This window comes from uncultured Salinibacterium sp., from assembly GCF_963974405.1.
Lineage (GTDB): Bacteria > Actinomycetota > Actinomycetes > Actinomycetales > Microbacteriaceae > Rhodoglobus.
The window spans coordinates 426,188-448,502 of the sequence record NZ_CAXBBH010000002.1 but is presented as its reverse complement, the minus strand read 5'-3'; the positions used below and the strand labels follow the sequence as shown (position 1 = coordinate 448,502).

General features: G+C 59.0%; 21 protein-coding genes, 1 pseudogene and 1 riboswitch. Of the genes and pseudogenes, 7 read left to right on the top strand and 15 right to left on the bottom strand.

What is annotated here, in order from left to right:
• Position 1 precedes the first annotated feature (1 nt).
• On the bottom strand, positions 2 to 1,159 hold the full coding sequence (gene gcvT, locus AACZ26_RS10540) for a glycine cleavage system aminomethyltransferase GcvT (RefSeq protein WP_339621381.1): 1,158 nt from the start codon (positions 1,157 to 1,159) through the stop codon (positions 2 to 4).
• 139 nt (positions 1,160 to 1,298) lie between these two features.
• Positions 1,299 to 1,421, bottom strand: a riboswitch (glycine riboswitch).
• A 147-nt stretch (positions 1,422 to 1,568) separates the two neighbouring features.
• Positions 1,569 to 2,000: an Lrp/AsnC family transcriptional regulator gene (locus AACZ26_RS10535; RefSeq protein ID WP_339621379.1), complete on the bottom strand. Its 432-nt coding sequence runs from the start codon at positions 1,998 to 2,000 to the stop codon at positions 1,569 to 1,571.
• Positions 2,001 to 2,131: 131 nt separating this feature from the next.
• On the opposite strand from AACZ26_RS10535, the gene AACZ26_RS10530 reads away from it, so the two are divergent.
• Both AACZ26_RS10530 and AACZ26_RS10525 read left to right on the top strand, forming a co-directional pair.
• Positions 2,132 to 3,163 (top strand): ornithine cyclodeaminase, encoded by a 1,032-nt coding sequence (locus tag AACZ26_RS10530; RefSeq protein ID WP_339621377.1) that lies wholly within the window; start codon positions 2,132 to 2,134, stop codon positions 3,161 to 3,163.
• A 7-nt stretch (positions 3,164 to 3,170) separates the two neighbouring features.
• On the top strand, positions 3,171 to 4,163 hold the full coding sequence (locus tag AACZ26_RS10525; RefSeq protein ID WP_339621374.1) for a citrulline utilization hydrolase CtlX: 993 nt from the start codon (positions 3,171 to 3,173) through the stop codon (positions 4,161 to 4,163).
• A gap of 94 nt (positions 4,164 to 4,257) precedes the next feature.
• Here AACZ26_RS10525 and AACZ26_RS10520 read toward each other — a convergent pair whose 3' ends face one another.
• Together AACZ26_RS10520 and AACZ26_RS10515 are read right to left on the bottom strand one after the other, a co-directional pair.
• On the bottom strand, positions 4,258 to 5,925 hold the full coding sequence (locus AACZ26_RS10520; protein WP_339621372.1) for a VWA domain-containing protein: 1,668 nt from the start codon (positions 5,923 to 5,925) through the stop codon (positions 4,258 to 4,260).
• Between the two features lie 291 nt (positions 5,926 to 6,216).
• Complete coding sequence (locus AACZ26_RS10515; protein ID WP_339621370.1) at positions 6,217 to 6,606, bottom strand: PPOX class F420-dependent oxidoreductase; 390 nt, start codon at positions 6,604 to 6,606, stop codon at positions 6,217 to 6,219.
• A 537-nt stretch (positions 6,607 to 7,143) separates the two neighbouring features.
• On the opposite strand from AACZ26_RS10515, the gene AACZ26_RS10510 reads away from it, so the two are divergent.
• Complete coding sequence (locus AACZ26_RS10510; RefSeq protein WP_339621368.1) at positions 7,144 to 8,781, top strand: DUF6119 family protein; 1,638 nt, start codon at positions 7,144 to 7,146, stop codon at positions 8,779 to 8,781.
• A 23-nt stretch (positions 8,782 to 8,804) separates the two neighbouring features.
• Here AACZ26_RS10510 and AACZ26_RS10505 read toward each other — a convergent pair whose 3' ends face one another.
• The 8 genes from AACZ26_RS10505 to AACZ26_RS10470 form a co-directional block, all read right to left on the bottom strand.
• Positions 8,805 to 9,620, bottom strand: coding sequence for an RES family NAD+ phosphorylase (locus tag AACZ26_RS10505; RefSeq protein WP_339621365.1), 816 nt, complete (start codon positions 9,618 to 9,620; stop codon positions 8,805 to 8,807).
• 220 nt (positions 9,621 to 9,840) lie between these two features.
• Complete coding sequence (locus tag AACZ26_RS10500; RefSeq protein WP_339621363.1) at positions 9,841 to 10,773, bottom strand: sce7725 family protein; 933 nt, start codon at positions 10,771 to 10,773, stop codon at positions 9,841 to 9,843.
• An 8-nt stretch (positions 10,774 to 10,781) separates the two neighbouring features.
• The gene (locus tag AACZ26_RS10495) at positions 10,782 to 11,672 is read right to left on the bottom strand and encodes a sce7726 family protein (RefSeq protein ID WP_339621361.1); all 891 of its coding nucleotides are present in this window, start codon (positions 11,670 to 11,672) and stop codon (positions 10,782 to 10,784) included.
• Between the two features lie 176 nt (positions 11,673 to 11,848).
• Positions 11,849 to 12,865, bottom strand: a complete 1,017-nt coding sequence (locus AACZ26_RS10490; protein WP_339621359.1) for an LLM class flavin-dependent oxidoreductase — start codon at positions 12,863 to 12,865, stop codon at positions 11,849 to 11,851.
• Between the two features lie 6 nt (positions 12,866 to 12,871).
• Complete coding sequence (locus AACZ26_RS10485) at positions 12,872 to 13,846, bottom strand: Ppx/GppA phosphatase family protein (protein ID WP_339621357.1); 975 nt, start codon at positions 13,844 to 13,846, stop codon at positions 12,872 to 12,874.
• Between the two features lie 45 nt (positions 13,847 to 13,891).
• A complete protein-coding gene (locus tag AACZ26_RS10480) occupies positions 13,892 to 14,293 on the bottom strand; it encodes a hypothetical protein (protein WP_339621355.1) in 402 nt (133 codons plus the stop codon).
• Positions 14,294 to 14,302: 9 nt separating this feature from the next.
• Positions 14,303 to 14,914, bottom strand: a complete 612-nt coding sequence (locus AACZ26_RS10475) for a nucleotidyltransferase domain-containing protein (protein WP_339621353.1) — start codon at positions 14,912 to 14,914, stop codon at positions 14,303 to 14,305.
• Between the two features lie 128 nt (positions 14,915 to 15,042).
• Positions 15,043 to 15,402, bottom strand: coding sequence for a zinc ribbon domain-containing protein YjdM (locus AACZ26_RS10470; RefSeq protein ID WP_339621351.1), 360 nt, complete (start codon positions 15,400 to 15,402; stop codon positions 15,043 to 15,045).
• A 181-nt stretch (positions 15,403 to 15,583) separates the two neighbouring features.
• On the opposite strand from AACZ26_RS10470, the gene AACZ26_RS10465 reads away from it, so the two are divergent.
• Positions 15,584 to 16,168 (top strand): nitroreductase family protein, encoded by a 585-nt coding sequence (locus AACZ26_RS10465; protein WP_339621349.1) that lies wholly within the window; start codon positions 15,584 to 15,586, stop codon positions 16,166 to 16,168.
• Between the two features lie 40 nt (positions 16,169 to 16,208).
• Here the strand turns inward: AACZ26_RS10465 and AACZ26_RS10460 are convergent, their stop codons facing one another.
• Both AACZ26_RS10460 and AACZ26_RS10455 read right to left on the bottom strand, forming a co-directional pair.
• Positions 16,209 to 16,883: an SDR family NAD(P)-dependent oxidoreductase gene (locus AACZ26_RS10460; RefSeq protein ID WP_339621347.1), complete on the bottom strand. Its 675-nt coding sequence runs from the start codon at positions 16,881 to 16,883 to the stop codon at positions 16,209 to 16,211.
• Positions 16,884 to 17,113: 230 nt separating this feature from the next.
• The gene (locus AACZ26_RS10455) at positions 17,114 to 17,371 is read right to left on the bottom strand and encodes a DUF4190 domain-containing protein (protein WP_339621345.1); all 258 of its coding nucleotides are present in this window, start codon (positions 17,369 to 17,371) and stop codon (positions 17,114 to 17,116) included.
• A 175-nt stretch (positions 17,372 to 17,546) separates the two neighbouring features.
• On the opposite strand from AACZ26_RS10455, the gene AACZ26_RS10450 reads away from it, so the two are divergent.
• The gene (locus AACZ26_RS10450; protein ID WP_339621343.1) at positions 17,547 to 18,503 is read left to right on the top strand and encodes a class II glutamine amidotransferase; all 957 of its coding nucleotides are present in this window, start codon (positions 17,547 to 17,549) and stop codon (positions 18,501 to 18,503) included.
• Positions 18,504 to 18,541: 38 nt separating this feature from the next.
• On the opposite strand, the pseudogene AACZ26_RS10445 reads toward AACZ26_RS10450, so the two are convergent.
• Positions 18,542 to 18,886, bottom strand: a pseudogene (locus AACZ26_RS10445) (DUF933 domain-containing protein); the annotation flags it as partial.
• Between the two features lie 176 nt (positions 18,887 to 19,062).
• Between AACZ26_RS10445 and AACZ26_RS10440 the strand changes: the two are divergent.
• Both AACZ26_RS10440 and mcrC read left to right on the top strand, forming a co-directional pair.
• A complete protein-coding gene (locus tag AACZ26_RS10440) occupies positions 19,063 to 21,264 on the top strand; it encodes an AAA family ATPase (RefSeq protein WP_339621341.1) in 2,202 nt (733 codons plus the stop codon).
• Complete coding sequence (gene mcrC, locus AACZ26_RS10435) at positions 21,261 to 22,310, top strand: 5-methylcytosine-specific restriction endonuclease system specificity protein McrC (RefSeq protein WP_339621339.1); 1,050 nt, start codon at positions 21,261 to 21,263, stop codon at positions 22,308 to 22,310. The genes AACZ26_RS10440 and mcrC overlap by 4 nt, the downstream gene beginning before the upstream one ends.
• The last annotated feature ends 5 nt before the right edge of the window (positions 22,311 to 22,315 follow it).

The window sequence follows — 22,315 nt, the reverse complement described above, 5'->3', positions numbered from 1 at the left end:
ATCAGGCCTCTCTTTTATAGAAGGGTAGGGAAACAACGGATGCAGCAATGCGACTGCCCCGCACATCAATGTGAAGCTCGGTGCCGACCTCACTCACGTCAGGATCGACGTAAGCCATAGCGATCGGATGGCCCAGGGTTGGCGAAAGCGCACCCGAGGTAATGACGCCGACTTCTTTGTCACCGTGGAAGAGCAGGTAGTCCGCGCGACCGGCGCGGCGGCCCTCAGCGGCGAGACCGACGAGAACACGAGCACCGGCATCCGGCCCGGCTTCGATTGCGCTGCGGCCCACAAAGTCGCCCTCTTTGCTGAGCGCGACAACACGGCCAAGCCCGGCCTGCACGGGGAAGGTGCTGAGGTTGAGCTCGTGACCGTACAGCGGCATGCCCGCTTCAAGGCGGAGAGTGTCTCGGCACGCGAGACCCGCGGGCACGAGACCGAGTGGTGAGCCGGCAACCGTGAGCGCGGCCCACAGGTCGGCTGCGGCATCCGCATGAATGTACAGCTCGAAACCGTCTTCGCCCGTGTAGCCCGTGCGGCCAATGATGAGGTCGGTGCCGTTGAAGGTGGCAGCTGTCTTGCGGTAGTACTTGAGTTCATCGAGCGGCGTCGCAAAACCGGTGAGACCGGCAGTCGCTTCGAGGATCGCCCGTGAAACGGGACCCTGCACGGCGATGAGCGCGTAGTCGTCGCTCTCGTCGGTGACCGCAACATCGAAGCCCTCAGCGCGTTCGGTGAGCGCCGTTGCCGCAGCGAAACGGTTGCCCGCGTTCGCAACAACGAGGAAGTGGTCATCGGCTAGGCGGTACGTGACGAGGTCGTCAATAATGCCGCCCGCTTCGTTCAGCAGCAGACTGTACTTCGCTTGTGCGAGAGCAATGCCTGAGAGCTTTCCGGCGAGCGCGAAGTCGAGGTAGGCACCCGCCTCGGCGCCGCGCACGTGAATCTCTGCCATGTGCGAAATATCGAAGATGCCTGCGGCAGTGCGCACAGCGTGATGCTCGGCGAGATCTGAGCTGTATCGCACCGGCATCATCCAGCCAGCGAAATCAGTAAAAGCAGCACCCAGCTCTTCGTGGATGCTGTGCAACGGCGAGTACTTCACCGAGGCAGGTGAAGAGTCAGCGGGTGATGCTGACGAGGTTGATTCATCGGACACGGAGTTCTCCTGGCGCGTGGGCTAGTGAATAGAACTCCCCCTCTGTGATGAGCCTGAGAGCTTCACACACTATGAATCTAGTGAGCTTTCACCGTCGGCGGAACCTCAGGGTGATGCGAGGTTCTCTTTCCAGAGTGGCCAGTGCGATGCGGTACATGAACCTGAGAGATTGGCGGGGAGGCTTGCTCCTTCGGTGCCGTGCTCGACGCTGCTCAACGACTGTTGAATTAGCGCTGCTGCCCGGCTCTCCCGCATCGTGTTGCGGCCCGATGTTCAGTTGTCCTCTCAGCATAGCAATGTGGGGCGGATGCTCGCGCCGTTCTGCGCGTCGACCCCCGCCAATTCGTGCCTTTCGAGCGACTGGTAGTGCGGCGGTCTACAACTCGGCGGGCTACAGCAGTGCGGCGGTCTACAGCAGCGCGGAGCTGAGCAGCAGGCTCGTCTCGCTATTGACGACGCCTTCGACATTGCGCATGCGAGCCAGCACCCGGTCGAAGTTGCTGAGGCTGTCGGTGCGGATGTCGGCCACGAGGTCCCAAGCACCGTTCGTGGTGTGGAGTTCGTGGATCTCGGGTAGTCCCCGCAACTTGCGGATGACGGCATCCGTCGATCGCCCTTCTACCTCGATAAAGGAGATGGCGCGGATGGTCGAGGGGTCGCGATCTTCGCGAACTCGGATCGAAAAACCGAGCACGGTGCCGTTGCTGACGAGGCGGTCAATACGACTCGTTACGGTCGCTCGAGTGACATCGAGTCGGCGCGCAAGACTGGCCACTGACTCGCGCGCATCAGCGCGCAGGGCGGCGAGGAGACGGCGGTCGAGATCATCCAGTTGAGACATGCACAAAGTGTATAAGTGCATCGTTAGTTTTGCACATTTATTGGTCAATATTCGCGTCAACTGCGAGTTGTAACTACATAGTGCACATTCGTAACGTGGGGACTAGTAATACTGCAACGAAAGGAGTGACCATGGTTCACTACGTAGACGTCAACAACATGAGCCGCTGGATCGCCGACACCGGCATCGAGCCAATCATTATGGGTATCGTCAGCTACCTTGAGCAGGATTACGCCAAGTGGCAGCAGTTCGACAAGAGCCCCCGTGTAGCCGCGCACTCCCCTGAGGGAGTCATCGAGCTCATGCCCACGAGTGACGGCGAAACCTATGCCTTTAAGTATGTGAATGGGCACCCCTCGAACCCCGCTCTCGGGTTCCAAACCGTGACGGCCCTCGGGATGCTTGCCCGTGTCGACAACGGCTACCCGACCTTCCTCTCGGAGATGACACTGCTGACTGCACTGCGCACTTCAGCAACCTCCGTCTTGGCTGCGCGGGCGCTCGCACGCCCCGACTCGAGCGTGCTCGCCCTCATCGGCACCGGCACTCAGTCAGAGTTCCAGGCGCTCGGTTTTCGGGCAGGGCTCGGCATCACACGCCTGCGCGTGTGGGACACCGACCCGGCAGCTCTCGACAAGTTCATCCGCAACATTGAACCGCTCGGTTTCGAAATCGTGCGGGCCACCTCCGCTGCGGATGCCGCTGCCGGGGCCGATATCGTCACGACCTGCACCGCAGACAAGAAGAACGCCACGATTCTCACCGCCGACATGATCGAACCGGGAATGCACCTCAACGCGATCGGCGGCGACTGCCCCGGTAAGACTGAACTCGAAGCCGCTATCGTGCGCGACGCGACAGTCTTTGTGGAGTTCCCTGAGCAGACCCGCATTGAGGGCGAGATTCAGCAGCTCGACGCTGATTCCCCCATCACCGAACTGTGGCAGGTTCTCTCGGGCGCCGCTGTCGGCCGCACCTCAACCGATGAGGTAACCCTCTTCGACTCGGTCGGTTTCGCGATTGAAGACTTCTCTGCTCTGCGTTACGTTTTCGATGCCGTTCGCGACACTGACTACGCAACTCATCTTGATCTGATCGCCGACCCGGCAGACCCCAAGGATCTGTTCTCGCTCGTTTCGCGCGTTCCGGCGCTGACCGCTTAAGCCGTCGATGAGCGTTCAGGCGCCTTCCGCCGCAGTACTGATCCGCCCGCATTTGTTCACCCCGAACAGCCAGACCGCGGGAGACAACGCCTTCCAGTCCACTGATCCCACACGATCACCGGATGAGATTGCTCGCGCCGCGTACGCAGAGTCCACCCAAGTGGCGGAGACTTTGCGTGACGCCGGCGTGAACATCCACGTGTTTGAAGACACGGAGAGCTCACGCCCCGACAGCGTGTTCCCCAACAACTGGTTCTCCACCCACAGCGGTGGTCGTGTTGCGGTGTACCCGATGTACGCGCCGAACCGGCGCACCGAGCGGCGCACTGATGTGATCGAAATGTTGAAGCACGACTTTCGAGTGCAGGATGTTGTGGACTATTCCGGTCTGGAACATGACGGAATTTACCTTGAGGGCACTGGCGCGATGGTCATTGACCACACCAATCGGGTGGCCTATGCGGCAGAGTCGCACCGCGCGAATCCGCTTGCCCTTGAGCGTTTTTGTGCGTCATTTGGTTATGAGCCGATGATGTTCGAGGCGCGTGACAGCCATGGTGTGCCGATTTATCACACCAATGTCATGATGTGCATCGCGACGGACTTTGCGATGATCGGGCTCGACCTGATTGCTTCTGGGGATCGCCGGATGGAGATGGCGGAGCGCTTGACGGAACCTGGTCGCACGCTCATTGATCTCACGGCAGATCAGATCTCGAACTTCGCGGGTAATGCTCTGGAACTCAGGGGTGCTCACGGCCGAATTTTGGCGTTGTCGAGTCGCGCATTGAGAAGCTTGACGCGTGCTCAGCGTTCGGTGATCGAGGCGAGTTGCGAGATTGTGCCGCTCGATATTCCGACGATCGAGCTGGCTGGTGGTTCGGTTCGCTGCATGGTCGCTGGCATCCATTTGGATCGCCGTTCACGCATGGCTGCGGATGTTGCCGCAGGCGTTCCTGCTGCCGGTTCTGCCGAAACAGCCCCGACAGCAGGCGCCTGACCGGTCCACTCCTTCGGCGGGTCCCGCCGCCGTCAGAGCAGACCGCAGCAGTCTGGAGTACCACGGGTAGCACGCCAGACTGCTGGGCTTTTCGCTAACTGCAGTTCGGGCGGCAGTCGCGCTGGGACAACGCCTCGAGCATGACATTGCTGAGCTCGGTGGGGTTGTTTGCTTGGTAGGCCGTTCCGCCGGTCACTTGAGCGATCTTTCGCATCGCTTCGACGTCGGTGTCTGGGCCAATTCCGACGAGAACCACGGGCACGGGCTCGTCTCTGCTTTTCTCGATCATGACCGTGAGTTCTTTCAACAGCTTCTCGAGCGAGATGCCGTTGTCGTCTTCATTACGACCGTCGGTGATCAACATCACTGAGTTGACTTTGTCAGGGTTGAAATCTTCACGAATATGCGTCACTGCAGCCAACACTGAGTCGTTGAGGCCCGTGTAGCCGTTGATGCGCGACGGGAGAGTGTCGATAATCGCCTGCAGATTCTTCACGTGCTCGGGATCGTTCATCGATCGGATGCCTGCGACATCTTCCCAGTCCTCGGTGCCGACCCGCTCTTTAGAGAACAGCCACATGCCGAGTTCGTCGTCTTCAGAGAGCGTGCTGAAAGCGTCTTCTGCCGAGTTCTGGAACATCTCGATGCGGCGCTGACCATCCCATGCCCGCTCGAGCATAGAACCAGAAACATCAACGACGGTAAGGATGCGCGAGCGCAAGTTGAGAGCATTCCAGTTGCGCAGAATGCCCACAAGTTCGTCAGTGTCGCCAACGCTCTTGGTGGCAACCGGGGCCGCAATCACACCGGACGCAAGAATCTCGCCCTCTCCAGCGTTGTCGCGGAATCCTTCAGCGTTCAGCACCTCAGATGAGCCACGAACGAGATCTGCGAATTCTTCGAGCAGCGAGGTGCGGGTAGTTTCAGCATCCGCAACCTTGCCGCGCTCATCTTCGGTCATGCGAGAGAGCTCTAATTCTGAGACGGTGGAATTGTCGACGACTACGAAGGGGTAGGTGAGTGCGACGGTTCCCTCTGCGGGATAGAGCGCAACGAGGGGGTCGTCAGGGTTCGACGCGTTGTGTTCGACGATTTCGCGTTCCGTTGCCAGAGCGACCATTCGCGAATCCGAGATCTGCAGTTCAGCGAATGCTGCCTTCGTGGAATCGGGGATGGACCGCCCCAGGTTGGTAAGAACCTGATCGAAGTCGGAGGGGTCTCCTTCAGCAGCGAGATCGTTGAGCGTAGCGAGGGCGATCATGCTCGACGCTGACGACTCCGGATCGGGAAGCAGGGTGCGGTAGCGACCAGCAAGAATGGCGCCCCAACCGACTTCTGCCGCCTCAAACTCAGCAACTTTCACAGCGGGCGTTGCGAGCACGAGTGGGCTCGATGCAATGGAATCCCACTCGTGCGTTGCAGGAACAACTCGACCGAGCGCAGTTGCTGTGCTTTCCACACGGTTCAGCCAGACGGGTGAATCAGGAATCCACGCATCAGCACCCGTCGACGTGCCGGAGGCTAGCAGCGCTGCGGTATCAGCAGACCGCTGAGTGACGACCTTCGCCGTGAGGCACTGGCCCACATACTCAGCGTTGAAACTGTTGGCGACAGTTTGCACAGTAGACGAGATCGTGGGATCCGTCACGACAACGAGTTCGGTGGAGTTCGGGCATCCAAAGGTTTGCGCCACGAAATCATCGAGCTTGTCTTGTGCCGCGAGCGCGACAAGGGCTCCCCCGCCCGCGAGAGACAGGGTCAATAGGGTAGCGAGAGCGGGGGTACTTGCGCGTATGAGCCAGGATTTGAGCGTTCTGGAACGGTGGCGAGGTCGGGACACGGGGACTCCATCGATCACGGGTGCACTCGGTTTCGGGGGAACCGAGAGTTGACCCCCTTTCGGGGGCGACGACAATAGTGACACAATTTCGCATCGTAGAAACGGTTATGCACAGGTTTTTCTTATTTTGCTGATTAAAAGTTGTTGAAGTCCTCGAAAATACGACCGAAATCGCACATGCACGCAAAAGAATGTCTTTGCCGTGGGCGCGTCCTAGAGCCGAATCTCCACAGCCACCGACTGACCCGAAGTGCCTCGAACCTTTTGCGCGAGGCGAATGGCCGTGTACTTTGCACCGTACTTTTTCTTCAGCGCGGCATCCATCGCATCCAAGGTCGCTTCGTCATCACGCACTGCTGCTGTTGCCTGCACAGTGGTCGCCCCTTCGGAAACACTGCCCCGCATATCGCACGGCGTTACCTCGACTCGCGACGTGTGACGGATGCGCTTTACTTTGCCCGACGTCGGAGCCGTCGTGACCAGCAGCCTGTCGCCATCAGCAACAACCCACACCGGCGTCGCTATCGGCTCCCCCGACTTGCGGAATGTGGTGAGCGAGACATACGTCTCCGCAGCGAGAGCAGAAAATTCAGTAGCGGTCATTGGGCCATTATCGCCGAAGCCCCTCAGAGGCTGCTGTCCGGCGCCAATCTCGATCTCAAGCGATCGAGGGCGCAACCTCCGCGTCGACCACCGGCATGACGTGCTTCACGAGCGCTTCGAGGATGCGAGCGTTGAACTCGACCCCGAGTTGGTTGGGGATGGTGCTAGCAAGTATCCGGTCCGTGGTCTTCTGAACTGATGGACTCGTTGTCTGATCACGAGACCAAGTTCGCGACGATCACCCAAGTCAGCAGCAAGCTCGGTGTCTGGACCGTCACGCCCGGAACTGGGATCATCGCGCTGGGAGCCATTCGGGTGCGCGCCCTCGCATCGTCAGTGATGAGCTTAACTACCTCTCCACGATCGAAGTCGAGGTCACCCACCACGGCGGCCTCAAATCAGCCGAGCCGACACCAGTCAGCCTCGGAAAATCCGATGAACCGAACCCAGTGCGATTCGGAGAGCCTCGGAGCCATTGCAGTGTTTAAGCCATTAGGATCGAGCCCACCTGCTACAGGCTGCGACTTGGGGGAGCACGTGACCACACGATCAATGTCGATCTACGCACTAAAGCTCGGAATGACCGTCGAAGACTCATTGCGAGATGATCACGGCTATACCGAGACAGCTGACCATTCGAGTTCTATTCCCGAGCTCCGAGTGTTCATAAAACGAGGCTCTCAAGACCCGCCCTGGTGGAAGGGATACCTCGATCTGAATGAAGACCTTCTTCAGGGGACTAATTCTGCCGCTGCCTTCGTGCCATCAGGCCAACGAATGATGGTCTTGACCTTCGGGGCGGGTCAGTTCTTGCTGCGGGATGACGCCTATGAGCATGACTTCGGCACGCGTGTTGTCCTGAATGCGGTGGACCCGCGCAAGCTGAAGAGCACGGAAACCCTTGATCCGGACTCGTCTCAGCGTCGTAGGACCCAAATACCCTACGACGGGGATCTGGCGCTCCTGAGCTTCGCTGGAGATGCGTCCGTACTGAAAAGTCTTACTGGAAAAGCGCGACCGAAGTACAGCGATCTGGTCCGAAGCGTGACCGGTTCAAGCAGCCTGCGTGTGACGACCCCAGCGCGGGCTGAGGATCTTCCTAGGCTTCTGTCGCGACTGCGGAAGCTCTACAGATCCGACAGCTTCCTGAAAACGTTCCCTGATGTCGCGAAGATTCGTCCTATCACCGATCCGGTGCTGATCTCGACGTTGGATGAGAAGCTGTCCGCAGCGGTCTTTGACCTTTCCGCCCCGATCGTGCTGACGGTCCCAGACATCCTTGACTATAGGGATGAGTCGTTCATTCAGTTCTCCGGTCACGGCGTGAGTCAGGTATTCGATGACGTCTACGTGAAGCATTATCGAGAGTACCTGGAAGCTCACGAAGTTGAGCTAGAGACCATGTCTGTAGAGGTCCTCAAGCACGACTACATGTTGCTGCTTGACGGGAGCAACAACCAACGTCAGCGTTGGTCGATCTACAAGTCGCTTGTATACGAAGTCTCGGACGGGACGGACTACAGCTATCACTTCAGCGACGGCTCTTGGTTCAGAGTGGCCGCAGACTTGATCGTGGCTTTGCGGCAAGATGTAGATCCCTACTGGATCGACGCTAACCTCCCTGAGCACCGGTGGCCGTCGGAAGCTGACTACAACAAGGAAGTTAGCGATGAGTTGAACGCTGTCTGTCTCGATCAGACGAACGTCAGTCCGAAGGGCCAGACTGCTATTGAGCCATGCGACATCCTGCGTGGGGATGGCAACAAGTTCGAGCTGGTTCACGTCAAGATTGGAACGAGTTCGGCCAATCTGAGCCACCTTTTCAACCAAGCCGTCAACTCAGCGGAGCTGTTGAGGACCGTGAAGCAATCAAGACAGAAGTTGCACAAGCTCGTCGAGAAGAACGCGGACTTGGCGACGGCTGACTCGGTACTAGCGGCTGTGGAGAACGACCAGTTTGAAGTGGCCATCGCCATCGTGAGTCACAAAAGGACTCCAGAGCTCAAGTCGGACAACCTGCCGATCTTCTCAAGGATCTCATTGCGTCGGGCATTGCGGAGTCTGTCCGCCATGCGTGTACCAGTAAGTGTCCAGCTGGTCCCCGATGCCACGAATCGGGCTGGCAAGGTGAAACCGAGGAAGCCACGCAAGCCAAAGTTCGTTCCCGACGAGTAGGCAATATCTCGTCGGGTGATTGGTCAGTTCTCGATAGTGACCGTGACCCGCGAGACGGACACCACATCCAGTTCGGCAGCTGACGCAACGGTTGGGTAAAAGAGTGCGATGTTCACTCCATCGTCGGTGCTGACCGAACTCCTGTACAAGACCCCGTCGAAACCCTTCTTCTTAATGTACTCGCACAGGTACTGCGTTGGAACGTACTCGAAAGCGACGCCACTAGGCTGGACAGGGCGTGTTAGCTCTTCGCCCAGTCGCTCAAGGAGCGGCAAGTCGGCTCGAAGCTCGATAATCAAGGTCTCATCCCCATCACTCAGCGGCGAGATGAGGGATCGAGGATCACGAAGATCAGCCAGCTTGAGGTTGTCTGCGTCTAGCACGTCGAATCGAGCGACGCATGCTCGCTCGCCTGTGTGAGGGCGAAGCTCTGCGACGGCGGTTGCGCGGGTGGACCCCAGGTAGAGGTACGGGATACCCGCAGGATTTGCTCGACCGTGACCCGCTTTGTGACGCGGAGGTGCGCTCATGTCCGCCAGAGGGAATGCATCATCGCCCGTCATCAGGCGAGCCCGATACCAGTTGCTGAACTCAAGGGCAGTGGGCGTAGTGATCAGTCGATCGAGCAGAACTGCCAGGCGATCCATGTCCATTGGTTCCTCAAGGAACCAACGGTTACTGTGCATGAGTTCGTCACGCAACTCCTCCCAGCGACGAAGATTACCGCCGCTCGGATGTGCAATGGGCGTGAACTTCTTACGGACAATCTCGCCATCGTCCATCACCTCGGCGAGTAGCTCTTTTGCTTCTGCTTCACTCAACTTCCCGTTTGAGAACATCCTCCACTCGTTGATCAGGTGTCGGACTAAGAAGTCCCCGCCCGGATCTTCGGTGTAGGTCGCGATGAGTGGGGCGAACCACTGACTCAGCTTGGAGGGAATGACGCAGAGCGCGTCCACCTCGCCGCAGTAGTCGCAATCCTGCCTGAGGGGTTCGCATTGATCGATCAGCTGAACTCGAATGTGCCGATCGTTGAAACAAGTCGCGCAGCAGCGTCGCTCAGGCATTCGCGTGGTAGTCCGCAAGCGTCTCGATGTGATGCTTGATGGACAGTTTCTTGACATATCCCAGACCAGGGAAGTGTTTACGCTCGTGCAGGTCGCGGAACTCTTCTACAGCCGTTGTGGAGAGGATCTTCGTGTGGGGATCATCAACCGCTGAGATGAGTTTGGCGAGCGCCTGTGCGAACTTGCCTGCCGGGTCGACGGGAGTGTCGTTTGAGTCGGACTTAAAGTGATAAACGAACATCGCGTCATCGTTCGAGGGGTCGATGTATGTCAGATGGATGGCCACAGCGTATGCAGGGCCACCGCCCTCGCTGTAGTGATCGCCAACCGTTAGGAAGTCACCGTAACCGTCGCCACCTAGCTCTTCATAGGTAACGTGAAGATCTGAGAACCTGTTGACCAAGTCGTAGTCCGCGTTCTTCGTCCGTTCAAACCCGTCTTCAATCAGGATGCGCCGCGCGCCCTTGAACGGGCGGCGGTAGAGAGTGTTGCGAGCATCAAGGAAAACATGCGTTATCGAATCCGGCTGGAGGCTGTTCGCTAGAACTTTGCCGTCAGTAAACCCCGCATGCACGAGCGTAAGCGGGCGGTCAGCGAATGGTTCGATGAGTTTGGTCGCATCGTCCACAGTCAGGTCGCTTGTGAGCAGAAGCGCCGGGGAGATCGCATCGTTGTCCCCATGGCTGTCGGCCATGTACTGCGCCAAAATCTCGCTACTATCCCTGTGATCGCCATGTCTCGGATTCACGATCACCGTTGCGTTGGCGCCCTTGAGAAGTAGTTCGTCCAGTGTGCGCTGAAGTCCCGTAAAGGTCTCACGAACTGGTTCGATGATCGGATTGAAGCCCGCTTCTGCGATGACCTCCGCGCACTCGCGGATCGCAATCAACTCGAACTGCTTGCCGCGAAAGTAGGGGAAGTACATCTTCGTTCCTAACTCCAGGTCATCACTGATGACATCAGCGTACTAGTGGCTACGGACAGATTCGCGCGCGCGCCGTCGTCTAGGTCGCCGAACAGTGCGGCAGTCCTAATCGAGGGCGGAAAAGCGTCAATGTGCGCTTCCTGAGCTGCACGTGATCGACTCCTTTTCAAGACGTCGACAGCGTGCCGATGCACTTCGACCGGATCGAGGGCCGCATACAGCTTCCTCAATTCCGTCCAGAGACGTGTGTTCGGGACGTCGGGCGTCTCTATCCCGATATTCTCAAGCACCTGCACAGCCTCACTTGACCGGAGAGTCTCCAAAAGCGCCGTCGGTTCGATGCGTTCTGGGCGGTCTTGGGTTTCACGGACGACCTGCAGTCGAAGACGAGGAGAGAGCGCAAGCACCCCGACGTCATCCGGAGCAAGGCGAAGGACAGCGCCCGTTTGACGAGTGCTCGTCACCACCGTGACACTCGCGAAGACAGACCTGTAGTCGCTGAGTTGGGTAGTGAGGCGGCTAAGCGAATCTCTTTCCGACTTGATCTCGTAGGCCGTGGCGGTGCCGTTGAGAATGACCAGATCCGCCTTGGACCCCCGTGCACGCACCTCGTTCAGAACAGTCGCTGTGCGGAGGTTGTGTCGACCGAGTGCAATCTTCTCGACTACCGAACTCCGATAGACATAATCATCCCTATTGCCGGACTTCGTCAGCTTCGTGTAACCGAGATCGAGTGCATCCCGGAGCGTTGCGCCGCCGGGCAGGTCCGCTGGGACGGAAGTGGCTTTCAATAGGCGAGCGACAAGGGGCGAACGACCGCTTCGACCAAGCTCGCGTATAGCTGCAGGAGAGAAGAGTCGCGAGAGAGCGGCGAGTTCTTCAGTGGCAGGTCTGCCCACGCGAAACACCCCCTGCCGTTCGGAACCTTTGACTGATTCTAGTTTGCCAGTCGTTCGAGACCTGTTAGCCCACGGCGCTGGCTCGCGATCTGGACCATTGAGGGTTGAAGTAACACAACGATGCGACCTTGATGGGACGGGTGCGCAGACTCGATCCAGTGACCGCTGGTGCGGTACTACGCGTCGACCACCGGCATGACGTGCTTCACGAGCGCTTCGAGGATGCGAGCGTTGAACTCGACACCGAGTTGGTTCGGCACGGTGACGAGCAGAGTGTCGGCGGCCTGAACTGCCGCATCCTTGGCAAGTTCTGCGGCGATCACGTCAGGGGCACCGATGTACGAGCGGCCGAAACGTGAGCGCGAACCGTCGAGCATGCCGACTTGATCGCGCTGTTCCACTTGCCCCTGAACACCAAAGTAGTACTCGGTCTCTTCGTCGATGATGGGCAGGATGCTGCGGCTCACCGAAACGCGTGGGGTACCGCTGTGTCCGGCACTCGCCCAGGTCTCACGGAACATCGAGATCTGTTCAGCCTGAAGCTCATCGAAGGGAACTCCGGTGTCTTCCGTGAGGAGCGTCGAGCTCATCAGGTTCATGCCCTGCTCGGCTGTCCAGATTGCAGTGGCGCGGGTTCCTGCGCCCCACCAGATACGCTCACTGAGCCCTGGTGCTTGTGGCTGGATAGGCTGCAGAGCACTCGTTCCGGTCATCTGCGGGTTGCCGGGTGCGAAGCCTTCACCGGCAATAGCGCGACGGAACTTGTCGGTGTGAGCGCGAGCCATATCGGCATCGCTTTCTCCCGCAGCCGGTTCATAACCGAAAGCGCGCCATCCGTCGATCACGGTTTCGGGTGAACCGCGGCTAATACCCAGCTGCAGTCGCCCGGCGGCGATGAGGTCGGCCTGAGCAGCAAGCTCTGCCATCGCAAAAGGGTTCTCGTAGCGCATGTCGATAACACCGGCGCCGAGCTCGATGGTGCTCGTGCGGGCGGCAGCCGCCGCGAGCAAAGGCCACGGCGATGCGTGCTGTCGCGCGAAATGATGCACCCGGTAATAGGCGCCATCGACTCCAACTTCTTCTGCGGCAACAGCGAGATCCACTGCTTGCAGCAGGGCGTCAGCACCTGTGCGCGTGCGTGAGCCCTGAACGTCTTGCCAATGTCCGAAGGAGAGGAAGCCTAATTTCGTCATACCGGCTCAAACAGGTGCGTCGTGCGTGTTATTCCAGATCGACAGCACTAACCCATCGAGGATGTCGTGCTCGCTGGTCGTGATCCACTCGAGGGGGTGGCCGGCTGTGGCCGCGGCATCCGCCACTCGCTGCAGAACGGTAGCCCAGATGACGGCACCCGAAGCGATGACGTCAACGCGGCCGGGGTGCATGTAGGGCAAAGTGGCGCGTTCGGCGCGCGGCATGCGGGTGAGCGCTTCGCACGAGCTCAGCACCGCTGCCAGGGGCAGGCGGCTGCCGTTGATCGCGACAGGATCGTATGACGTGAGGCCCAGGGCGTGCGCGGTGATCGTGGTGACCGTGCCCGCGACCCCGATAACTTCTGTTGCCTGCGAAAGGTCGACGGTCGCAGTCGCGATATCGAGCGCGGCGGTGACATCGCTGCGGATGGCGGCGAGCTCAGATTCGGACGGTGGGTCGCTGACGATATTCCGTTCGGCGAGGCGCACGCAGCCGACATCCATTGAATAGGCCGACTCGGGGGTGCTGCTGCCGAGCACGAGTTCGGTCGAGCCGCCGCCGAGATCGACGACGAGGTGCTTGAGTGTGCGGTGGTCGGAGGCGGCGAGCGCGGTGAGGGCACCACTGAACGACAGCGCGGCCTCTTCACTTCCGGGGATCACTTCGACCGGCACGCCCAGAATCGCGTACACGGCGTCGGTAAATTCGGCACGGTTGGCGGCATCCCGTGTCGCCGACGTGGCGACGAAACGGATGCGCTCGGCGCCGTGCTCGCGGCACAGCTCAGCGTAGGCGCGCACCGCGGCGAGGGTGCGGTCGAGGGCACCCGGGCTGAACTGGCCGGTGCGATCAACGCCCTCCCCCAGCCGCACGACTTCGAGAGTGCGCACGACATCGATCAGGCCGCCGTGACCGTCGGGGTCGGCGATGAGGAGGCGGATCGAGTTCGTTCCGCAGTCGATGGCGGCAACACGGGTCATAGCTTGCTCCTCAGGGTCAACAGCAGCTTCGAGGCTACGGGACAATTACAGCGACGCTCTATTCACCAGTGTGCGCGCAGCCTTCTCTGCCCGCGCGAGCTGTGACTTGCTAATCGGGTCGTGGCCGTAACCTGCTCGGGTTTTCATTCCGAGCAAAGTGAACAGTGATCTGGACGCATGCTTATCCACGGATTCGAGCAGCATGACCGCATCATTGTGGCTGTGACCTTGTGCGTGTTTTCCAAGCGCAGCGGAACAAATTGCGTCCGCCGCGGCAATTCCGGCGTGAACGTAAAGCGTTACCACCGCATCACGCACGTCTTCTTCGTCCGAAAGCTCCCGGATATCGTCAGCGACCCTCAAGAACTGCGTCGCTTTGGCCCGCCGCCCTTGTTCGACAGCTTTATTGGCTGGGACAGTCTTGACCTTGTCCGCTTTCGGATTCACGTGCGCTACCTAACTCTTACGGAGCCGCTTCCTCAGCCAAGAATGGTCCCCAGCGATCACAATGCCGTCAGCAATGACGGAGTCAAATATTGATGCGGGCTTCACTTCGGAATCTTGATAGATCAAGGGGCGCAGATCATTCCCGGTCCACAAAGTAACGTGAGCGGCAAAGTCGCTGACAAGTTCTTCCACAAGGTCTACGGCCACGCCATCAGCGACAACGATCAACACATCAATATCGCTATCGGTATCCATCTCATTTCTCGCTGCGGAACCGAATAGGGTCGCTACAAGTGGCTGAATCTGCCAGCCGGAAATGACACGAGACATCCGAGAGATCAACTCGCTTTTAGCCTGCGCAATCTCTCTCACTGCGGCAGCCAAAAGATGATCTCCGTTGAAGGCAAAGGCGTAGCCCCTGCCGGTGAGTCGTTGCAGTAGCATGCCTTGTTCGACGAGCCGTCCGGCAGAGAGTCGCACCCCTTGATGAGAGCCTTGCTCCGGCAACAGTTGGTGGATCTCGCGAATCGTGAGGTACTGCTCGCTACGCACTAGCACGGTGAGCACCTGGGAATCGATCCCTGTTGTGGATATTGCTGAGAATGGGTTCTGCAAACGCATATCGCCTCCCGGGCTCGAGCTAAACTCGGCAGTACTTACATAATAATAGACAACCGTCTATAAAAATAGAGAGCCGTCCATAAATGTAGGTTGGGTTTTCGCGGCCCTGAAACGCCAACGCCTCACGGCTAAACCTTTTTGACGACGCTCGACTTGAGTTGCATTTGGCCAAAACCGTCAACCTTGCAGTCAATGTCGTGGTCGCCAACACCATCAACGAGACGGATCTTGCGCACCTTAGTTCCGACCTTGATCGACGTGGGGCTGCCCTTAACTTTGAGGTCCTTGATGATGCTCACCGTGTCGCCATCGGCGAGCGGAGTGCCGAACGCATCCTTGACGACCGCAGCGCCCTGCTCTGCTTCGGCAGCGGCATCCGCTTCACTCGGCGACCATTCGTGACCACACATCGGGCACACCAACAGCGCGCCCATCTCGTAGGCGAGGTCGCTTGAGCAGTTGGGGCACAGGGGTAGGGCGTCAGGCATAAGGTACTTTCGGCCGGGCGTCGATCGGGCTGGCGCAGCGCTGAGCTAGTCGCTGATCGTCAATTTTACCCGATTGCGCGGTTGCAGTTTGATGTCCTGATCTGGAATACGACCGGATAGACCCCTGTTGCACCCATCGACATCGCAGATCGACTCTGTTCAGCTCCTGAAAGGCCCACTCATGACCGCGCTTCACGACCGCGTCGCGGCGACCGACTCCCCCATCCTTGATGTGCTTGCTGAACGGTGGAGCCCCCGCCATTTCGACGCCACCGCGCCGCTCGATGAGGCGGCGCTAGAGAACGCTCTCGAAGCTGCCCGGTGGGCACCGTCGGCCTACAACAGCCAGCCGTGGCGCGTGGTCGTTGCTCGTCGTGGCACCGCTCAGCACGCCGCGATCATTGCCACCCTGAGTGGTTTCAACCAGATGTGGGCCGGATCTGCCTCAGCGCTGCTCGTCTTCCTCACGGAACACCACAACCCTGAAGGCAAAGCGCAGCCAACCGCGTCGTACGACACCGGCCAGGCTGTTGCCTACTTCACTATCCAGGCACAAAGCCACGGACTGTTCAGCCACCAAATGTCAGGATTCGATGCGGATGCCGCAGCGACCGCCCTCGACATCGACAGCCACTTCACGCCCACCACCGTCATGGCCGTCGGAACACCGGGCGACCCCGCAGAAATCCCCGAAGGACTGCGCGAACGCGAAACCGCACCCCGTGCACGACGTGCCGCTGCCGAATCGGTGCTCGTCAACGCCTAGCGCTTGATGGCGCGTGGGGTGCACGCTGCGCAACTAGCCGCTACTCGCGGCCGTCTTGAAGCGGGATCAGCATGGTGCGAAACTCGCCTGCTTCAGCCTGAATCTCCCAGATGCGAGCAGCGACATCGTCGATGCCGTTGGGAAGCTGAAGCTTGGGAATTCCACCGGGGATCACGAGCTGGCGTACGCGAATATTCTCGTCTTCGAGGGCTTCGTGAAGCATCTGGCCGTAGGCGCTCTCCGACGGGAAGGCAACTGAGGTTCCTGCGAAGCCGGCGCGTGACTGCACTGAGGTGCCACCGTTGATCAGGATGATGCTGCCGTCGCCATTCTCACGCATTGCGGGCAGCACCGTGCGCACCGCATGAATGAGACCGAGCGCTGAGAACTGCAGCGCTTCGAGCGCGAGTTCGGGGGTCAGCTCGAGTACCGGCTTCAGATAAGTTCGTGCCGGCAGCGGGCTGTACTGCAGCGTCGTGATCGGCCCAAGCTCGGCAGCTGCGCTTGCGAGTGCGGCCTCAAGAGCCTCTGGCTCCAGCACGTCAGCGGCGTAGCCGCGGGCGGTCACTCCAGCCGATTCAAGCTCAGCGACGAGCGCATCGAGCTTCGACTGATCCCGTGAGATCAGGGCGACAGCGAAACCCTCGCGTCCGAACTTGTGGGCGACTGCTGCTCCAAGCCCTGGTCCGGCTCCAATGATGGCGATGACGGGCATGGTGAACTCCTTCAGCTGACACACACGGCGGGGAGTGCCGCTCGAACGAGCCTACCGGGAAGCGGTCGATCGCCGATCTCGCGGATTCAAGACGATGTGGATCAAGCTTCCGAACATGCCAACCGCCGAGAACAGCAGTGTTGCGCCCACGGGAACGAAGAAGTGCCAAGCTTGCGCGAGCTCAAGGTCAATCTCTCTAGACCGATCACGAGCGGCTCATCAGCGCAGCCCTAACCCAGAAGGCCGCTCTGCGCGATCCCAGCAGTCATAAGGGTCAGCCAGACTGAGAAGAACGCGACTTGGATCAGTGTTCCCAACATTCCGATGATGATCGCCGCGCGAGCAAGCCCACGACCCGACTCCCCACTCGACGTGATCTGCTTGCGCCCTATCGCACCCAGCACTATGCCGACAACCGGAATCATGAAGGAGGCAATGAATCCGACAAGCGCGAGCGTGTTCGTACGCGGGACAGCATTTGTTGTCATACGTCATAGTGGCATGACGGCGAGAGCCCGCCTTGCGACACCACGACACTTGCTAGTTGTTGAAGCGGAACTCCGCCGCGTTTCGTAGCCGATTAAGCTCGGTGCGCGGTTCAGATGACCAGCACCGGCTCCATGCACCGACGGTAGGATGACAGGAGCCCAACGAAAGAGACGTATGTGCCGCGTGCTCGCCTACCTCGGTCCTGAGACACCACTGGAGAATCTCCTACTCAAGCCAGAGAACAGCCTGATCAACCAGGCACTCGACCCCGAACGACACCCCGAGCTCCAGTTGGCCGGATGGGGATTCGGGATCTGGGGCGAACACCTGCTGAAGCCCGAAGAACCCTTCATCTACCGCCGCCCCATGGCGGCCTTTTACGACGACAACGCCAGCCGGATGATCCCCAGCCTCCAGGCCAGCACGATGTTGGCGCATGTGCGAGCCGCGGCGTACGACTCGAAGGTCGTGATGGTCGACGAGAACTGCCACCCGTTCTCCTTCGAGGAGACCCCGTGGATCGTCGCCCAAAATGGCTACCTGCCCAACTGGCAGCTCCTGCAGCGCGAGCTACTGCAGTACTGCGAGGATCGGTATCTCAAACAAATGCGCGGGAACACGGACACCGAGTTCATCTACGTGCTACTCCTCTCGCTGCTCGAGGGTGACAGCAACGAGGACGTCCAACGAGCGATCGAGAAGCTCATCGAGCTGATCGCCCAGGCGATGAAGGACCTCGACCTCGGCGCTCTGACCAAGCTGAAAATGGCCCTCGTGTCAGCCGACCGCATCATCGGTGTCAACGTCGGCCTCGGTCACCACGGTGAGACTAACCCCGCTGGTGACTGGAAGGAACTGCGGAAGTCAGCCCCCGACAGCGACGACTTCGCGCTCTCGATGCTCCTCGAACCGATGTACCTACTGATGGGGCGCAACTTCGAGGACGATGCAACGACCTACGACTTTGAGGAAAGCGGCGAGGATGACGCGACCGGTGTCATATTCGCCTCCGAGCCCTTGACCGAGGGTGACGACTGGTCGCAGCTCAAGTTCGGCGAGATCGTCTTCCTCGAGAACGACGGTGAGCGCATCACCAAAACCGTCAACACGCTGAAGGTCTCAGCGCGCTAGGGGTCCTTCTCACGGAGGTTGTGAGGCCAGCGGTATGGCTAGTTGTTGAAGCGGAACTCCACGACGTCGCCGTCGCTCATGACGTATTCCTTACCCTCAACGCGAGCCTTGCCCTTGGCGCGAGCCTCAGCGATGGAGCCCGTCTCGACGAGGTCGTCGAAGCCGATGACCTCAGCCTTGATGAAGCCCTTTTCGAAGTCAGTGTGGATAACGCCGGCAGCCTGGGGCGCCTTGGCACCCTTCGGGATCGTCCACGCGCGAGTCTCTTTCGGACCAGCCGTGAGATACGTCTGCAGGCCGAGAGTGTCGAAGCCGATGCGGGCAAGCTGGTCGAGACCGCTCTCTTCTTGACCTGTGCTCGCGAGAAGTTTTACGGCATCCTCTTCAGCGTCTGCTCCCACTTCAGGCTCACTGCTTCGACGCCACCGCAAGCCATCCGTGACGGACGCGAGGGCAACGATGCAAGGTGATACTCCCCTCTCCCGCGTCACAATGGAATCGGTACTCTTAAGTAATCGGGGCCGTCGTCGGTGCCTGTTCGAATCGAGGGAATCGCTACATGACTGTGAATTCAAGCACTGACGAGGATGCAGCTCCAGCAACTTCGCGTCTTTCGGCACAACTGGAGCTCGCGGCGCAAGCACAACCGGTCATCGCAAACATGCTTGGCAGCGGTAAATCTCTGATAGATCCCGATACTACAATCTGGACCAGCACGGTGGCTGAAGACCTAAGGTCCAGAGTCGGCGACAACCCCATAGAGGGCAGTGATCAAGGCCAATGGGAAAAGCTCGACAAGCAACTGGCTGGTGCTTCCAACGCGGTCGTTCTTCTCGCCGCCGAAATCATCTTCTTGCGCGGGCATGTGGTGTCAAGCGCGCGGCCAGATACGCGGCGGCAAAACGTCCGCCGCGTTCTAGCGCATCTTGACCAAGCGATCGAAATACCTAAAGCACTGTCAATTGCTTTGGCACGGGAAGCCCGCGTTGCAGGTTTTGATCCCGGGCGGCAGTACAACGGGTCACTTTGGCGTCACGTTATCTGGGTCTCGACTTTCGTCTCTCACTGGACAGAGCTGTCAGAGGCCGAACGTGATGCTGCGCGCTCGAACCCCTGGGCTCTGCAGCAGGTGATGATGGATTTAGGCAGCGACCAGCCTGATATTCGAAACGCGTTACAGTTCCTCGCGCACCCGCAGCATTTCGAATTGATTTCTTCAGACCCGACGAAGCGGCAAATTCGGGACGCCTTGGCGGAGACCATCGGAGGCGGCACCGAATCTGTTGACCGCGACCTTCTCAGAATCCGAGGGCATCTCGCAAAGGAAATGCCGGGTGAGTTCGACTTTTGGGCGCCCGGGATAATCGAGCGTTGGAACCCGGAGGTTACTTCGTCTGCGCCGGAACCACGGCAACGACGCACCTGGATCTATTCGCCTGGCCAATCAGCCTCTGAATGGCCAGAATGTTCGACCAACGCAATCATGACGCTAGGTTGGGATCAGCTCGGAGACTACGCCCAGTATTCAAGCCGAGAAGAGGTTCGCCAGGAGTTAGACACTGAAAACACTGGCGCTTCCTTCAAAAACGATGTCCTTGCCGTTTGGCAGTTTCAACACGACATGGCGATTGGCGATGTTGTCTTCGCCAAGCGGGGAACTAAGGAGATCATCGGGCGCGGAATCGTCGAGTCAGCTGCGCGGTTTGAGCCGGAGCGTGCATCGTTCCGTGAAGTACGCTCCGTAACATGGACGCACGTTGGCTCCTGGGCGCATCCGGGAAACGCAGTTCTCAAAACGCTCACCGACATCACGCCGCATCACGGCTACGTCGAGACGTTAGAGGAATTGGTTACCGGAGTCGTCGAGCCAGACCCGATCCCACTACCAACGCCGCTGCCGATCTATGACCGTGCTTCATTCCTCAACGAGGTCTACTTCTCAGACGCGCAATACAGCCGAGTCAGAGGACTGTTGGCACGCAAAAAAAACGTGATCTTGGCGGGCCCGCCTGGCGTCGGAAAGACGTTCGCGGCAAAGCGACTCGCTTACTCGATCATGGGGGCTAAAGATCCGAGCCGTGTTCAGATGGTTCAATTTCATCAAAGCTACTCGTACGAAGATTTCATGATGGGATTTCGCCCCACCGAAGCCGGTGGCTTTTCGCTTTCCGAAGGACCGTTCTATCGGTTTTGCGAGGAAGCTCGCATTGACGACAGCGAACGCCCCTATTTCTTCATTATTGATGAGATTAACCGCGGAAATATCTCCAAAATATTTGGCGAACTGCTGATGCTCATCGAAGCAGACAAACGCGGACAAGAGTTGCGCTTGCTCTACAAGGACGAGTCGTTTTCGGTTCCCGCGAATGTTCACATCATCGGCATGATGAACACTGCTGACCGCAGCCTCGCTGTTCTCGACTATGCGCTTCGGCGACGCTTTGGTTTCTTTGAGATGGAACCCGGTTTCAATTCAGCAGGATTCGTCCACTGGCAAGAACAAGTTGGAATTCCCGCCTTTGAACGTCTAACAGCTACGTTGGCGGCCCTGAACGACGCCATCACCGATGACCCAGCATTGGGCCGGGGCTTCACCATCGGCCATAGTTACCTCTCGAGCCCCATTGACGGCGAAGCTGACGAGACTTGGCTGCGGTCGGTAGTCGAAGATGAACTCATTCCACTGCTAGACGAGTATTGGTTCGACGAACTTCCCAAAGCCACTGAGTGGGCGCACAAGCTCAGGAGCGCGCTGGAATGACCGCCGAATCGATCGGCATCCGCAACATCTACGTGATGATGGCCTACGCGTTTCGCACGATTGACAGTAGCGGCACTGCCCCCGTGCTCAGCGAAGAGTTCGATCATCTACATGATTTGCTCGCGCACATCCTGGAACGCGGAGTAGCCACCCAAATAAAACGCGGCCTCCACCGTGACTATCAGCCCCAGATCGATGACGTCGCGGGCGTGCGGGGGCGAATCGACATGGCTCAGACCGTGGCTACGCGCTCCATGACCCGCGGTCGGTTAGTGTGCCGATTTGACGAGTACGAGGCCGATACTCTTCACAATCAGGCGCTGAAGTCAGTGCTCCTGTTGCTTGCCAGACATAGTGAGGTCTCGACAGATCGCAAAAAGGCCCTTCGCAGGCTCATGCCACACTTCGCAGAAGTCACCGACGTTGCGCCACAATCCGTCCGCTGGAACTCACTCAACTTCCATCGCGCGAACGCCCCCTATCGACTTCTCCTGGGGGCCTGTGAACTGGTTGTTCGCGGGTTGCTGCTCACCGAAGAAGTTGGTGAAAAGAAACTTGCTTCGTGGCTTAGACCTGAAGAAATGAGCAGCCTTTACGAGCGATTCCTCCGTGAGTACTTCATTGTGCACCACCCAGAATTATCACCAACGGCGCCGCACGTTAAGTGGGATTACACCGCTGTTGCCGCTGTTGGGATCGACCAGCTTCCCAGCATGCAAACCGATCTCACGCTAAAACGCGACGGTCGAACTCTAATAGTCGATGCGAAGTTCTACCACGATCCGATGCAAATAGGGCGGAACGGCACCAAGCCGAAAATCCGCTCGGACCACCTCTACCAAATCCTCGCCTACGCGAAAAATGAAGACGTTAAACAGGACGGCTCGGTGAGTGCCCTGCTGCTGTACGCCCGAACTGCTGCTGCCCTACACCCCGACCTCGATGTCGTGATCCAAAAAACCCGAATCGGCGCTCGAACACTCGACCTCGCCCTGCCTTGGGAACAGGTGCGCGAACAGCTAGAGACGATTGCTGCACGGGTATAGGCAAA

Coding starts and splice junctions, on each gene's coding strand:
- AACZ26_RS10535 (WP_339621379.1), bottom strand. CDS start 2,000: ATGTCTCAACTGGATGATCTCGACCGCCGTCTCCTCGCCGCCCTGCGC.
- AACZ26_RS10530 (WP_339621377.1), top strand. CDS start 2,132: ATGGTTCACTACGTAGACGTCAACAACATGAGCCGCTGGATCGCCGAC.
- AACZ26_RS10525 (WP_339621374.1), top strand. CDS start 3,171: ATGAGCGTTCAGGCGCCTTCCGCCGCAGTACTGATCCGCCCGCATTTG.
- AACZ26_RS10515 (WP_339621370.1), bottom strand. CDS start 6,606: ATGACCGCTACTGAATTTTCTGCTCTCGCTGCGGAGACGTATGTCTCG.
- AACZ26_RS10505 (WP_339621365.1), bottom strand. CDS start 9,620: ATGTTCTCAAACGGGAAGTTGAGTGAAGCAGAAGCAAAAGAGCTACTC.
- AACZ26_RS10500 (WP_339621363.1), bottom strand. CDS start 10,773: ATGTACTTCCCCTACTTTCGCGGCAAGCAGTTCGAGTTGATTGCGATC.
- AACZ26_RS10490 (WP_339621359.1), bottom strand. CDS start 12,865: ATGACGAAATTAGGCTTCCTCTCCTTCGGACATTGGCAAGACGTTCAG.
- AACZ26_RS10485 (WP_339621357.1), bottom strand. CDS start 13,846: ATGACCCGTGTTGCCGCCATCGACTGCGGAACGAACTCGATCCGCCTC.
- AACZ26_RS10475 (WP_339621353.1), bottom strand. CDS start 14,914: ATGCGTTTGCAGAACCCATTCTCAGCAATATCCACAACAGGGATCGAT.
- AACZ26_RS10470 (WP_339621351.1), bottom strand. CDS start 15,402: ATGCCTGACGCCCTACCCCTGTGCCCCAACTGCTCAAGCGACCTCGCC.
- AACZ26_RS10465 (WP_339621349.1), top strand. CDS start 15,584: ATGACCGCGCTTCACGACCGCGTCGCGGCGACCGACTCCCCCATCCTT.
- AACZ26_RS10460 (WP_339621347.1), bottom strand. CDS start 16,883: ATGCCCGTCATCGCCATCATTGGAGCCGGACCAGGGCTTGGAGCAGCA.
- AACZ26_RS10455 (WP_339621345.1), bottom strand. CDS start 17,371: ATGACAACAAATGCTGTCCCGCGTACGAACACGCTCGCGCTTGTCGGA.
- AACZ26_RS10450 (WP_339621343.1), top strand. CDS start 17,547: ATGTGCCGCGTGCTCGCCTACCTCGGTCCTGAGACACCACTGGAGAAT.
- AACZ26_RS10440 (WP_339621341.1), top strand. CDS start 19,063: ATGACTGTGAATTCAAGCACTGACGAGGATGCAGCTCCAGCAACTTCG.
- mcrC (WP_339621339.1), top strand. CDS start 21,261: ATGACCGCCGAATCGATCGGCATCCGCAACATCTACGTGATGATGGCC.